Here is a 13,911-nt window from a genome sequence, read left to right on the forward strand (position 1 = left end):
CCGGCTTGTGTTGGCGAGCCAGTTCGTGCGCCGGCACGCCCCGAATCTTTTTGGCCGAAAAGGGCGGAGGCATCTGCTCGAAGCATCCGGTGAATTCCTCAAACAGGGGCTGAAGCTGTTCCCGGCTCAATGCCGGCCTCCGATCTTCGCCCAGCGGCGTACCATCAGCATCGTAGGTATTGGTGGCAAAGCCGAACCGGATCGAACCCTCATAACGCTTGCGCCGCGCGCCGTAGAACTGCGCCAGCCGGGTGGCCCGACCGACGAGCAACGGCAAGACACCCGTGGCGATCGGATCGAGCGTCCCGAGATGGCCCACCTGGTGGGTCATGAGAATTTTGCGCACCTCGGCGACAACGTCGTGCGAGGTGATTCCCGGCGGCTTGTTGATCACCACCGCACCGCTGATGCCGGATCGCTTTCTTGTGCGCATTCGTCTCACTGCTGCTCCGAATCCTCTTTCGTCTTCTTCAGCAGTTCTTCAATACGCTGGCTGGTTTCCGGCCTGTCGTCCCGGCGGAACACCAGTTCCGGAACCTTGCGCATGGCCAGCCGTTGCGCCAGCTCACGACGGATGAAGCCGGCGGCCGCCTCGAGGCCCTTCAGGCTGGCCTTTTGTTCCTCGCCCGTGCCCGTCAAGCTGAGAAACACGGTGGCGTGCTTGAGGTCGGTCGAGACACGCACCTCGGTGACGGCGACCAGCCCGATGCGCGGGTCTTTCAGTTCGCCTGCCACCATTTCAGCCACTTCTTCGCGGATTTGTTCTCCGACCCGCTCGGGCCGATGTCCGCTAGGAGTCATGATCGCTTCTCGAATCACCGGCGCGGCGGCCGAGGTCCCGAAAACATCCCTTGAGGCCCAAAGCCTTCCGCTACAGGATCTCGATCGAGCTGTTGGCCAGGTCGCCGCCGAGGATGTGCTCCGCCTCGCGCGAAATTCCTTCCAGCATTTGTTGCAAGTGCCGATGGTCATTGGAAATCGCGACCACGGCGACGGTGCCGCGCTGCCAAAGATCGTTATGGTCCACCTCGGCCACAGCGCAGTTGAACCTTGTTCGTAGTTTTTCTCTCAGGCTGCGGATGACCTGGCGTTTGTCCTTGAGGGAGTTTGCATCACTCAGATGGAGTTCTAGGGTGAGAACGCCGATTTCCATCGCGGTACGCCTTGGGCGGAAGCAGCCCGGAAGATCCCGTCCGGCGCGGCGGAGGTAGGGGCGTATGGCCATACGCCCCTACTGCGTGCCCAGTTGAGTCTCTTTTGACTACCCGGCTAGGGCCGTTCCCGCTGACAAAGCATAAGTCCGAGTTGCAGCGGCCAAGCACCCTTCCGGGCGTGGTTCTCGAAAACACCTCGCGGGAGAGAGTGGCAACGGCACTGGTGCCGTTCCAACTTGATGAACGTATTCATCTCGATCCTGTATGATCAATAAAGCATGCCGTGTGACTTGCGGAAAATGGCCCCAAATAGTTGGAACAGCACTAGGCGCTGACCTCAGCCGCCACCTTTTCGATCACGAAACACTCCAGGACATCGCCGAGCTTGACGTCGCTGAAATTGCTTACGGTCACGCCGCACTCGTAGCCCGACTTGACCTCATTGACATCTTCTTTGAAGCGGCGCAAGGAAGCGACGTTGCTCTGGTAGATGACCACATTGTCGCGGAGCACCCGGACGTCAGAATCGCGCTGTATTTTGCCGTCCATCACGTAGCAGCCCGCCACCATCCCCACCTTCGGTATGCGAAACGTCTCGCGCACTTCGGCCCGTCCGAGATAGACTTCCCGGATGACCGGCTCCAGCAGTCCGGTCATCGCCTTCTTCATTTCGTCCATGACTTCGTAAATGATCGTGTGATGGCGGATGTCCACCTTTTCCTGCCGGGCCAGCTCCATGGCTTTGCGTTCGGGGCGGACATTGAAACCGATGATGGTCGCATTCGAAGCCGATGCCAGCAGCACGTCCGTCTCCGTGATCGCGCCGACGCCGGAGTGCAAGATCTTGAGCTTGACCTGATCGTTCGAGAGCTTCGGGAGCGCGTCGGAAAGAACTTCGGCCGAGCCCTGAACATCGCCCTTGATCACGAGCGGCAGCTCCTTCGCCTCGCCCGTCTTGAGTTGCTCGGCCAGTTGCTCGAGCGTGACCCGCGCGGAAGCCGACCTCGCCAGCGCCGCCTCTCGCAATTTCGATTGGCGATATTCGCCAATCTGCCGCGCCTTGACCTCGTCGCTGACTACCTGAAACAGATCGCCAGCCCGCGGCAGAGCTTGCAGCCCGAGCACTTCGACCGGGAGAGACGGGCCAACCTCTTTCACCGGCCGGCCACGATCGTCCAACAGAGCGCGCACCCGGCCATACACCGCCCCGGCGATGAACGGATCGCCGACCCGCAGCGTCCCGGATTGGACCAGCACGGTGGCCACCGGCCCGCGGCCCCGGTCGATCTTGGATTCGAGCACCGTGCCGGCTGCATCCACGTCGGGATTTGCTTTCAAGTCCTGGATGTCAGCCACCAGCAGAATCATCTCCAGAAGCAACTCGAGATTTTTCTTTTGCTTGGCGCTGACCTCGACGGTGACGGTGTCGCCGCCCCATTCTTCCGGCATCAGCCCCCGGTCAGCCAGTTGCCGCTTCGCCCGTTCGGCTTGGGCCTCCGGCTTATCAATCTTGTTGATGGCTGCGATGATGGGCACTTTGGCGGCGCGGGCGTGGTCAATCGCTTCCAGCGTCTGCGGCATCACCCCGTCATCCGCCGCCACCACCAGCACAACAATGTCGGTCACCTTGGCCCCGCGAGCCCGCATGCGAGTGAAGGCTTCGTGGCCGGGGGTGTCAATAAAGACGATCTTGCGACCCTTGATGGAAACCTGATAGGCGCCGATATGTTGCGTGATCCCGCCCGCCTCTGAGGCAGTGACATTCGTTTCGCGCAGCGCATCCAACAGCGAAGTCTTCCCGTGGTCCACATGGCCCATCACGGTCACCACCGGCGGCCGTGGCTTCAGGTTTTCCGGCTTCTCCTCCAGCCGGACCTCCTGCACCATCTGCTCTTCGAAAGTGATGAGGCGGGCATCGGCATTGAATTCCGCGGCCAGTTTCGTGGCGGTGTTGCCGTCGAGCGCCTGATTAATGGTCGTAAAGATGCCGCGATCGAGCAGCAGTTTGATGATGTCTTTGGCGCGAACGTCGAGCTTCCCAGCCAGCTCTTTCACCGTCGCGCCTTCCGTAAGCGTGATATCGCGGTGTTCCCGCACCACGGGCGGCGCAACGGCGGCGCGACCCATGCGCCGGTCGGCGATCCCTTCGACGCGAGTCAGCCGCGCGCGAACGGGATGCAGCTTCCGTTCGCCTTCCTCAAATCGCTTTTCAGCGATGGGCCTGCCCCCCGGGCGCGCCGCCGGCTTCTTGCGCTCATAGAGGGGTTGGCCGGCAGCCGGCGTCCCCGCGACAGGTCGGCGTCGGGGTTCCCCGGCTGGGCCCAAATCTTCTTTCGGCGGAAAGCGACCGGGCACAGGGCGTCCGGTCGGAACTGTTGTCGGCGCTGCCGGTGAAGCGGCATGCTGCATGGGCGCTTCCCCACCCGGCCCGCCGAGGCGGGCTCCGGGGCGTAAAGGAACCCGTGTTCGCGGCCACACACTTGGTGGGGTTCGACCCGGCACCAGTGGCTTGCCCAACTCAGGCTTGCCCGCTTGCATCGTGGTCGCTGGGAGGCGGGCCCCGATTTTGTCGGGGCGCGGAGCAGCGGCGATGGCTGGTTCGCTTGGCCTGGCGACAGTTCTCGGAGGAAGTCCCGCCTTGGTCGCCCCCGCCACAGCAGGGGGAATCCCTCCTCCCGGCACAGCGGCACGTGCCCCAACCGGCGGGACAACCCCCGCGCCGGGTCGAGCAGGCTCGACCGGCTTCCCTGGCGTTGGTAATCCGGGCTTGGCTGCCGGAGCAAGTGGCAGAGCGGGTGGCGCAACCTTGGGCGCAGGTGGCGGGGGAGGCGCAGCAGCCGCTTCTTCGGCTGCGGCAAGCTCGCGGAAATACTTCCGCACATTGTCGGCTGCCTCAAGATCAATCGAACTGGAGTGGGACTTCTTTTCGGTGACGCCCGCCTCGGGCAGGTAGTCAAGAATGCGCCTGGCCTTGACCTCCAGCTCGCGCGCCAGTTCGTTGATTCGAATTTGATTGGCCGCTGTCATTTTCTCCTGTCCCGTCCTGCCCGGAAACACCACCACTAGCGGTCGGGTCTTTCCTGCTCCGCGACTTCGGCGGCGGCAGCGGGTTCGTTGGCCTCAGCGGTTTCTGCCGGGGTGTCGGCCCGCGGCTGCTCCGCTTGGGGCGAAGGTTCCGCTTCCGCCGGCAATTCCTCACCGGGTTGAGAGGCGCCCGGAGTAGCTGCCGCGGCAACCTCCGCCTCTGTTTCGACCGGCGTTGCTTCAAGCTCAGCCGCTTCCGCATCAGCAATGGCCGGCTGGGCCGGCGGCTCGGCAGCCGGAACGCTCTCTTCGGGCGGGGTTGCTTCCGGTTTCGCGGCAGCACTTGTTGCTTGAGCGGCAGCAGCCGCTTCCTCGGCTTCCACCCCCTCAAAGTAGCTACGCACCGCAACCCAGATTTTCTCGACCATCTTCTCGCCGATCCCGGCGATTTCCAGCAACTGCTCGGGCTTGGCGTCAGCCAGTTGTTCGATCGTGGAAATCCCGGCCACGACCAGCTTTTCGCGTGTCTTGGGGCCGATGCCGGGCAATTCCCCCAGGCTCGTTCCGGGCGCTGTCAGCTCTTCCATTTGCGCCTCAATTTCGCGCCGCTTCTCCTCCTCGCTCTTGATGTCAATGCTCCAGCCGAGCAGCTTTGAGGCCAGACGAACGTTTTGTCCCTTCTTGCCGATGGCGAGGGAAAGCTGGCTATCCTCCACGATGACTTCGAGTCTTTTCCCCAACGGATCGATGATCTGCACGCGCGAGACCTTGGCCGGGCTGAGCGCCTTCTGGGCAAAGACCGCCGTTTCGTCGTTGAACTGGATGATGTCGATCTTTTCGCCTCTCAGTTCCCGGATGATGGATTGGACGCGCATGCCTTTCATGCCGACGCAAGCGCCGACCGCGTCCACGTCCCTGTCCCTGGACATGACCGCAATCTTGGTGCGGTCGCCGGCTTCTCGCGCCAAGCACTTGATTTGCACCGTGCCGTCGTAGATTTCCGGCACCTCCACTTCAAAGAGCCGCTGCACCAGCATGGGGTCAGCTCGCGAAACCACCACCTGCGGTCCCTTGGCCATGCGCTCGACCGCCCTGATGACCACCCGCACACGGTCGCCCACGTTGTAGGCCTCCAGCTTTGATTGCTCGCGCTTCGGCAAACACGCTTCGGTGCGCCCCAACTCCATGATCAAGTCAGGGCCTTCGTTTCGCTTCACCGCGCAATGCAGCAGTTCTCCAACGCGGTTGTTATATTCTTTGAAGATGGTGTCACGTTCCGCCTCGCGCACTTTCTGGAAAATGACCTGCTTCGCGGTTTGAGCCGCGATGCGACCCAGTTGCTCGGTGGGCTTGGGAAAGGAGAGCTCGCTTCCGATTTCCGCCTTGGGGTCTGTTTTGCGCGCCTCCGGAAGAGTGATCTCTTTCCCCGGGCTGGTGACCTCTTCGACCACAACCTTGACGGCAAAAACGTCCACGTTGCCGGTTTCCTTGTTGAACTTGGCGCGCAGCTCCTCGGTGCCCTTGAAAAACTTCCGGCTGGCGACCAGCACCGCGTCTTCGACGGCACTGACGATGATTTCCGGGGCGATGTGTTTCTCCCGGCTTAGTTGCTCGATGGACTGGTACAGTAAACTGGCCATTTCCGCTTCTCCCTTACCCAATCCTTCGCGGGCGTCGCGGGCTGCCCGGTTGGGCCTACAACTCCACCACCAGATGCGCTTTGGTGATTTCGGCGAAGGGCAATTCCACGCGGCCGTGGTCGGTATCGAGACTCACCGTGTCGTTGGCAAAGCCGACGATCCGGCCTCGGAAATGGCGCTGGTTGCCGATTGGCGAGCGGACCGTGAGGTTCGCCAACTTGCCCTGAAACCGCTCGTAGTCTGCCTGTTTGAGCAGCTTCCGATCCAATCCGGGGGAGGATACCTCCAGGATGTAGCTCGACGGGATCAGTTCGTCCACGTCCAATATCGCTGCCACTTGCTCGCTCACTCGCTCGCAATCCTGGTGCGTGACTCCGCCTGCCTTGTCAATATAAATGCGCAAAAAACGCTGCTGGCCGGTCTTCCATTCCACTTCCACCAGCTCCAGCTCTTCTGACCCGCAAACCCGTTCCGCAACCGCGCGAATCGCTTCCAAGTTCATGGCCGACCAACAAAAAAGCGGGCTCGCGCCCACTAGAAATTTGGTCGCATTGAGGCGGGACAGAGTATATCGGCGTCGCCTATGGAAATCAAGGGGTATTTCGCTTTGGGCGATGGCAACCCGTTGGCAATCTATGGGGTTGTTGCCAGGATGCAGGCTGCGTGAACCCTGCGCCGTGGGTCACTACCGAACCGCGTCTCTCTCCCGTTGGATTACTTTTGAAGGCCCCTGGAATAATCGAGGTTCAGTTTCTACCCCGGCCCCGCTCAAATGGCGCCGTTATCGTTCTTTTAGCAGTTTCTCGAACTCGGGGGCGCCTCTCAGGGCGTCGAGATCTTTATCGCTCCGCGCCGTGCGTTTGTGTCGGGGATTGAGTTCTAAAGCCTTGACAAGAGCGGCCAGCGCCTCCGGCTTCTTGCCGGCCAGCGCCAGGTAGCTCGCGAGATCGTACCAGGTGTCGGCGTTAGTCGGCGCCAGTTCAGTCGCTTTGCGCGCGTCAGCGATCGCCAAGTCCATTTCTTGGGCGCGGTGGTGCCGGCCGGCAGAATTCAAGAGGCTGATGGCATGCTGAAGCGTCAAGAGCCGCTGGAGCTCCTCAATCGGCCGCGGGCTGTCTTCCACACGCAGATCAATGTAGCGATCGTTGAACCCGGCATAGCCGCCTTTTGGCCTAACCACAAGCAGCGCCGCCGACTGCTGTCCGCGGGCGTCGCCGCCCGCTGCTTGCCCCGTGGCAAGCGCGGCCACGAGTTTGTCGGCAAGTTCGCCCTCTGCCGATTCAAACGTCCGAGCCATGGCTTGGACGACTTCCGCGCCGGCCAGAATGTTACCCTGAGCGGCGTAAGGCCAGCCATTTTTGTCCTTGCCCGTCACGCCGCCCGCCCATTGCAAGCATTCCGCACCCGTGTAGGTGGCAGCATTTCCCTGCGCATCGACAATACCAACTTGGCGGCGCGAACGGCCAGGGTCGTTCGAGATCAGGGCATCGAGCGCCTGCTGCGCCGTTATTCCCAGCTTCAGCAAAGCCAGCCCGCGCGGGCCATACGTCGCATTGGCAAACGATTGTGTAGCAATGGCGCCGACGCCCGTTTCCGCCCACGGCACGACCGAGCCCACTGAGAAAAATTTGGATTCGACGGCAACCCCCAGGTCGCCCGTCTTCGGATCGTAGGCCACGATCGAAAAAGTCGCTACGGGCTTGCCCTGAGAGTTTTTCTCGAAGGGTTCACCCTGTGCGGGCTGCTTCACGCCAGCCTCGGGCGCCTTTGCCGCGAGATTTGGGGCGGCTATCCAAAGCAACAACGGGAGAAGCATTGCGCAGCCGCGTTTCACAACATCACCTCCCGGCGAAAGAATCAGGATTTATCCCCTTCGTGGTGCTCCCGTTCACGGTGAACCCTTCAACGAAAACTTTTAGCGCAGGCCCGTTGAGGGTGAACCCGTTGCTCCTAAAATGAAAAAGCTGGCCGCCCTGCGACGACCAGCCTCTCTCCGAGCTTCAGAACGAAGGCCGCTTTTCGTTTGCTCCGAGGCTACGGCTTCTTTTCCGGCCGCGGCGGGGGCTGGGTTGCCGCGGCGGGCTTCGGTACGGCCGGCTTTGCGGGCGCTGGAGCCGCCGTCGGGGTCACCGGATTCGTGGTGTCATAGATCTGGATGATATCGTCAGTAATGTTGAGCTGGGTGGCGGCGTAGATCACCGGGGTCTGCTGGGAAGAAACATCGAGGATCAAGCTGTAGCCATGCTCGCGGGAATATTTGTCAATCACCGCCATCATCTTCTGCCCGATCCTTCTCACCACTTCGCCCTCTGCGTCCTGACTTTCCTTTTGCAAGCCTTCCCCGAGGAAATTGAATTCGCGGGTCTTCGATTCAATCTGCCTGGCCAGGTCCGCTCTCGCTTCGTCGCTGAGAGTGCGCTCCTGCGCTTGCAACCGCTCGCGGAGTTCCGCCAACTCCTTGCGGAGATTGTCCAGTTGCTGCCGCCTGGGCGCAAACTGAGACTGCAAATCGGCCGCCGCCTTCTTGCCGTCCGCCACATTGATGATCGCGAGCTGGATATTGATGATGCCGACTTTTGTCCCGGGCGCAGGTGCAGCCGCGGTTGCCGGAGCCGCCTGTCCGGAGGCAGGTTGCGATTGGGCCAGCATCGCAGTTGGCAGCAGCAAGGGAAACAGCCCCACCAGCCATTGTTTTTTCATAGTCCTTCCTTTCCACGAACAGGGTCGCTCGGTGCCAAACCCAAAAATTATAAGTGCCTTCTCTCAGTCCGGTCAATCAGAATGTCCGGCTGATGGTAAAGCGAAACGTCCGGCTCGGCTCCGGAATGCGCAACGGCCTGGAGATACGGCTTAACTGCAGCTCCAGTTGGTTCATGATCTGGGGCATCACCACGTTGTTAAACACCCCGGGCGGGAATTGGGAACGATCCAGCCCGGGGAAAGTGGAGTCCAACACGGGTGCGCCCCCGAAGACGTTGGTATCGAGCCGCAGCGGGTTATAGGCATAGTAAAGCCGGAAGGGCACGTTGAAAATGGGCAGATTGACCACCAATTCCAGGCCCGTCGAGGCTCGCACTTTGAAATTGGTGCCCGGGACCAGACGGAGCTGGGTCGGAACCGTCGTGCCGAATTGCTTTCCCAGTTGCTCGGCCTGTTCCCGGGTGATTTGAAGCTGGCTGCGACGCAGCACGGAGTTTATCCCGGCATCAAAAAAGTAAGAGAGGCTCACCGGCCCGGCAATGGGTATGCGGTATTCAAAGTTGGCGATCGACTGGAGGTCGCCCCCGGGGAACCCGGCCGTAAAGGCCAAAACCGGCGCCTGGGCGCCGCAGATTACCGTGGCCGAGAATCCAAAACGGTTGCAGCCGACCGGGAGCGGAGCCGTTGTGCTTGGCTGCTGGAAAGCGAATGACACCGGTATGCTCACACCCTGCGGCACGATCGCAAACGGGCTTACGGCGCGAATGTCGAACCCACGCAGGTTGTCTTCGCCGCCGACATAGAATCGAGAAAGAGGCGACACCACCCGGCCGCCAAAACCGGTGGCAAAGGCCGAAAGAAGGCGAAAGGCAAGCACGTTGCGCCCGCGGTTGACCGGTCGAAAATACTTGAACTCGACCACCGGCTGGAAGGTATTGACGTTTCCTCCCAGAATGCCGCCCTCGTATCGCACCGAGACAAAGAGGCTCTTCCCGGTGGTTGGGCTGATGGGGTGATTGGTCGTGTTGTAAATCAGCGTAGGGATAATTTTGCTGGAACGGATACCCTCCACCGCCGACGGCCCCACCAGACTCCGAAACCTCAACTGCTCGAAAAGAATCCGAGAAAAATCGCTGATGGCGGTGATATCGGAGATGTCGTAGCCATAGGTGATGCCGATGCGGGTGAATGACCACCGCCGCAGCGGATAGCTCGCAAAAACGGTGAATCCCTTGCTGTCCTGTTTGAAGTTTTGAATGCTGTTCGGGTCAATGAACGGCCGAAGATTGGTGCCGGCAAACAAGCTGGCCTCGCGAGCCTGGTCGAAGCGAAAGCGCCGGAAGAATAAAGTGAAGCCGGTGGCGATGGGACGGTCGCGCAGGTAGGGCTCGGTAAAACCGAAAAGAAAGTTTTTCTGACGGTCGCCAAAATCGGCCTCGAACGTCAAAGTTTCGCCCAATCCGAGAAAGTTGTTGGTCGTATAACTGAAGCCGATAAAGCTCCCGGCAATCCCGCTCACCCCGCCGCTCAAGCCGATCGAGTTCTTCCCTTTTTCTTTGACCTTCAGGGTGATATCCACCGAGCCTTCCTTCGGGTTCTGGTGGATGTCCGCCGCCTCCGGCTTGAGTTCCTCAAAATAGTTGAGCTGGTTCAGCCGCAAAAGGCTCATTTCCCAGAGGCGCGAATTGAAAAGGTCTCCCTCATCGAGCAGGACCTCCCGGCGGATCACCTTGTCGCGCGTGGTGGTATTCCCGACAAATTCGATGCGATTGACAAAGAACTGCTTTTCTTCGTCCATTTCCAGGACCACGTTGATGCGCTTGTTTTCTTCGTCGATGTCGGTCTGGGGAATGGCGGTAAAGTTGACGAAACCGAACTCGCCGTAAAGTTTCCGGTAGTCTTCGAGCGCCTTGCGAATCTTGCTGACGTTGAAAATATCCCCTTCCTTGAGCGCGAAAATGCTCTTGAGAAATTCTGTCTTGAAGAACAGCTTCTTGCCCTCCACCCCGCGCACGCCAATCGTGCCCATGCGATAGCGGGCGTTTTCTTCCAGCGGAATCGTTACCTCAATGCGCTTGCCCGATTTCTTCCCCACCAGGGGCCAGGGGCCGGGAATGCCGCCGCGCTTGACGTCCACAATCCTGGTATCCGGCTCCTTGACGAGTACGCGGAAGTAGCCGTGATCCTGATAGAGGGCGCGCAACCGCTCGAAGTCCTCCTCCAGCTTCCCCCGGTGGTAGGTCTTCGAGAAGAAATAAAACCAGGGCGGGAGGCCGTAGGGCCGGCTGTGCTTCATGGCCCGCACCAACCGTCTCCGTCCGAAAACCGTGTTTCCCTGGAACTGAATTTTGCCCACCTTGACCTTTGGTCCCTCGTTGACTTGGAAGGTCAACTTGATCGCGCTCGCTGAAATGCGCTCGGCCACCGCCCGCACCTCGGCAAACTGACGTCCGTGCTCACCCAGTAAATCCCGCAGCACCACCTCCGCCCGCCGCACCCGGGTGCGATCGTACTGGCTCTCCACCGTCAGGCCCACTTTGCGTTCCTTGAAACGATCCAGGATGTCCGATTCGCTGACTGACTTGTTGCCCTTGTACTCGATCCGGCGGATTACCGGCCGCTCCACGACCGTAAAGATTACGATCTTCCCTTTTTCGCCTTCCTCGACTTCCAGGCGGATGTCATCAAAGTAGTTCATGTTCCAGAGCGCGTGGAAATCGCGGCGGAGCATCTCCTCGTCATAGGGGTCGCCTTCTTTCAAAAAAATGCGCCCCCGGAGCGTCTCGCGGGGGATGCGCCGATTGCCGCTGAATTGAATTTGTTCAATCACCGCCTGCTGGGCGGCAAGGCGGGACTCGAGTCCAAACAACGCCAGAAACATGATGAGAAGGAGCTGGCAGACACAACGCCGCCAGCGGTAGGTGCGCTGAAAGGCATTTGCGGCTGGACCGGCTACCACGAGCAGAGCGCCACCCTTCAGAGATTCCCGGCAATCGTTCAGGTCAGTTACTGTGATTCGCTAGCGAACCAGCGGGGTTGCTTCCATCGCCGGCCGGAACGAGAGGGCATCGTTGTCGACAAACACCTCAAGCGCGGCCGGTCGCTGGATCCCGCCCTGGATGAGTGAATCCGAAAGCGGGTCCTCGATGTACTTCTGCAGCGCGCGACGCAGCGGCCGCGCCCCGTAGGTCCGATCCCGGCAGGTCTTATCCAGAACCCAGCGGCGCGCTTCCGGCGTCAACGCGATCGTGACCTGACGGTGAACCAGGTTCCCGTTGATCTGCCCGACCAGCAGGTCGATGATCTTCAGCAGATCGTCTTCGGTAAGCGCGTTGAAAATGATGGTCTCGTCGAGGCGGTTCAGAAATTCAGGATTGAATAGCCGCTTCACCTCTCCCATCACCATTTCTTCCATCTTGGCGGCGGTCAACTCCTCGCTCGCGCTCTGAAAGCCCAGCGCTGTCTTCTTTTGCAGGAAGCGAGCGCCGATGTTCGACGTCATGATGAGGATGGTGTTCTTGAAATCGACGGTGTTCCCCAGCCCGTCGGTCAATTGCCCGTCCTCGAAGACCTGCAACAGGATATTGAAGAGATCCGGGTGCGCCTTTTCAATTTCGTCCAGGAGGATGACCGCGTAAGGCGAGCGCCGCACGCGCTCGGTCAGTTGGCCTCCTTCCTCATATCCCACATAACCCGGCGGCGAACCGATCAGTTTCGAAACCGAGTGTTTCTCCATGTACTCCGACATGTCAAAGCGAATCAAAGATTTCTCGCTGCCAAACAGGAACTGGGCCAGGCTGCGTGAAACTTCCGTCTTGCCCACCCCGGTAGGCCCAAGGAAGAGGAACGAGCCCACTGGCCGGCCGGGCGCTTTTAGCCCGGCGCGCGAACGGCGGATCGCCCGCGCCAGCGCTCGAATCGCCTTGTCCTGGCTGATGATGCGTTGGTGCAGCTCTTCTTCGATGCGAAGAAGCTTCTGCATCTCCTCTTCTTTGATGGAGGTGACCGGGACCCCCGTCCAGCGGGAAACGACTTCTTCAATCTCTTCCCGGCCGACCACCCCGGTCGAGGTTTCGTCCAGGTTGAGCCGCTCGCGGATTTGGCGGAAGTTTTCGCGCTCCTTCCGCTCCTCGTCGCTGTAAAACCGCGCCTTCTCAAACTCGTGGTTGGCGATCGCTGTCTCCATACGGTGAGTGTGGAACTTGATCCGCTTCTGAATCTCGGCCACTTCCCCGGGCAGGCTGCATTGTCGGAGCTTGACCCGCGCCCCCGCTTCGTCAATCAGGTCAATGGCTTTGTCGGGCAAGAAGCGGTCCGGGATGTAGCGGCTCGAGTGAATGACCGCGTACCGCAACGCCTCATCGGTATAGGTGACGGCGTGGAATTTCTCATACCGGTCCTTGATGCCGCAGAGAATCTTGATGGCTTCCTCTTCCGTCGGCGCCGCTACTTTCACTGGCTGGAAGCGCCGCTCAAGCGAGCGGTCTTTCTCAATGGACTTGCGGTACTCGGAGGGCACGGTGGCGCCGATGCACTGGATCTCGCCGCGGGAGAGAGCCGGTTTCAAAATGTTGGCGGCATCGAGCGACCCTTCGGCCGAGCCTGCCCCGACCAGCGTGTGCAGCTCATCAATGAAGATCATGGCGTTCTGGCACTCCATCAGCTCTTTCATGATGGTCTTGAGGCGTTCCTCAAACTGCCCGCGATATTTCGTTCCGGCAACGATCAGCGAAAGGTCGAGCGCCAGGATGCGTTTGTCGGCAAGGAAAGAGGGCACGTCGCCGTCAGCGATGCGCTGGGCGAGCCCCTCGACGATCGCGGTCTTGCCCACGCCCGGCTCCCCGATGAGCACCGGGTTGTTCTTCGTGCGCCGGCAGAGAATTTGGACGACGCGCTCGACTTCTCTCTCTCGACCGATCAACGGGTCCAGCCCGCCCTCGCTCGCCACCTGAGTGAGGTCGCGGCTAAACTCGCCCAACAGCGAAGTTTCTTTGGGCCGCGCCGTCGCCACCTTTTCCCCGGCTGACCGCGCCAGCTCTTCCCGCAACGCCGAGAGCCGGAGGCCGCGCTCGTTCAAAATCTCGGCCGCAAAACTCTTATCCTCGCGCAGGATCCCGAGCAGCAGGTGTTCGGTGCCGACGTGCTTGTGCGCCAGCCGCTCCGCTTCCTCCGAGGCGTACTGAAGGATGCGCTTGCACTCCTGGCTGAGCGGCAGCTCGACCGAGGTCGAAACCCGCTCCCGAATCGTGATCCGGCCCTCGATTTGCTTTCGGATGGACTCAATCGAGCCGTGAGAACGCAAGAAACGGTTGGCCAGCGCCTTGTCCTCGCGCATCAGGCCGAGGAGAAGGTGCTCGGTTTCAATGTTGGGGCTGCCGTATTGGCTCGCCTCG

General features: G+C 60.6%; 10 protein-coding genes. All 10 read right to left on the bottom strand.

Annotated features, from left to right (window positions below):
- Positions 1 to 433 (bottom strand): hypothetical protein (locus tag VIH17_09000; protein HEY4683371.1); only part of this gene is annotated, 433 nt, incomplete at its 3' end.
- Positions 434 to 438: 5 nt separating this feature from the next.
- Positions 439 to 801, bottom strand: coding sequence for a 30S ribosome-binding factor RbfA (gene rbfA, locus VIH17_09005; protein HEY4683372.1), 363 nt, complete (start codon positions 799 to 801; stop codon positions 439 to 441).
- A 70-nt stretch (positions 802 to 871) separates the two neighbouring features.
- Positions 872 to 1,153, bottom strand: coding sequence for a DUF503 domain-containing protein (locus VIH17_09010; protein HEY4683373.1), 282 nt, complete (start codon positions 1,151 to 1,153; stop codon positions 872 to 874).
- 325 nt (positions 1,154 to 1,478) lie between these two features.
- On the bottom strand, positions 1,479 to 4,181 hold the full coding sequence (infB, locus tag VIH17_09015) for a translation initiation factor IF-2 (protein ID HEY4683374.1): 2,703 nt from the start codon (positions 4,179 to 4,181) through the stop codon (positions 1,479 to 1,481).
- Positions 4,182 to 4,216: 35 nt separating this feature from the next.
- Entirely contained in the window at positions 4,217 to 5,818 is a 1,602-nt protein-coding gene (nusA, locus tag VIH17_09020; protein ID HEY4683375.1) for a transcription termination factor NusA, read from the bottom strand.
- Positions 5,819 to 5,873: 55 nt separating this feature from the next.
- The gene (gene rimP, locus VIH17_09025) at positions 5,874 to 6,320 is read right to left on the bottom strand and encodes a ribosome maturation factor RimP (GenBank protein ID HEY4683376.1); all 447 of its coding nucleotides are present in this window, start codon (positions 6,318 to 6,320) and stop codon (positions 5,874 to 5,876) included.
- Positions 6,321 to 6,599: 279 nt separating this feature from the next.
- The gene (locus VIH17_09030) at positions 6,600 to 7,568 is read right to left on the bottom strand and encodes a DUF1028 domain-containing protein (GenBank protein HEY4683377.1); all 969 of its coding nucleotides are present in this window, start codon (positions 7,566 to 7,568) and stop codon (positions 6,600 to 6,602) included.
- A 284-nt stretch (positions 7,569 to 7,852) separates the two neighbouring features.
- Complete coding sequence (locus tag VIH17_09035) at positions 7,853 to 8,518, bottom strand: OmpH family outer membrane protein (protein HEY4683378.1); 666 nt, start codon at positions 8,516 to 8,518, stop codon at positions 7,853 to 7,855.
- Positions 8,519 to 8,594: 76 nt separating this feature from the next.
- The gene (gene bamA / locus VIH17_09040) at positions 8,595 to 11,477 is read right to left on the bottom strand and encodes an outer membrane protein assembly factor BamA (protein HEY4683379.1); all 2,883 of its coding nucleotides are present in this window, start codon (positions 11,475 to 11,477) and stop codon (positions 8,595 to 8,597) included.
- A 60-nt stretch (positions 11,478 to 11,537) separates the two neighbouring features.
- Positions 11,538 to 13,911 (bottom strand): ATP-dependent Clp protease ATP-binding subunit (locus VIH17_09045; protein ID HEY4683380.1); only part of this gene is annotated, 2,374 nt, incomplete at its 5' end.

The organism is Candidatus Acidiferrales bacterium (assembly GCA_036514995.1).
Classification (GTDB): Bacteria; Acidobacteriota; Terriglobia; order Acidiferrales; family DATBWB01; genus DATBWB01.

Excerpts from the sequence above, each read along its gene's own strand:
- rbfA (HEY4683372.1), bottom strand. The coding sequence starts at position 801 with ATGACTCCTAGCGGACATCGGCCCGAGCGGGTCGGAGAACAAATCCGC.
- VIH17_09010 (HEY4683373.1), bottom strand. The coding sequence starts at position 1,153 with ATGGAAATCGGCGTTCTCACCCTAGAACTCCATCTGAGTGATGCAAAC.
- infB (HEY4683374.1), bottom strand. The coding sequence starts at position 4,181 with ATGACAGCGGCCAATCAAATTCGAATCAACGAACTGGCGCGCGAGCTG.
- nusA (HEY4683375.1), bottom strand. The coding sequence starts at position 5,818 with ATGGCCAGTTTACTGTACCAGTCCATCGAGCAACTAAGCCGGGAGAAA.
- rimP (HEY4683376.1), bottom strand. The coding sequence starts at position 6,320 with ATGAACTTGGAAGCGATTCGCGCGGTTGCGGAACGGGTTTGCGGGTCA.
- VIH17_09035 (HEY4683378.1), bottom strand. The coding sequence starts at position 8,518 with ATGAAAAAACAATGGCTGGTGGGGCTGTTTCCCTTGCTGCTGCCAACT.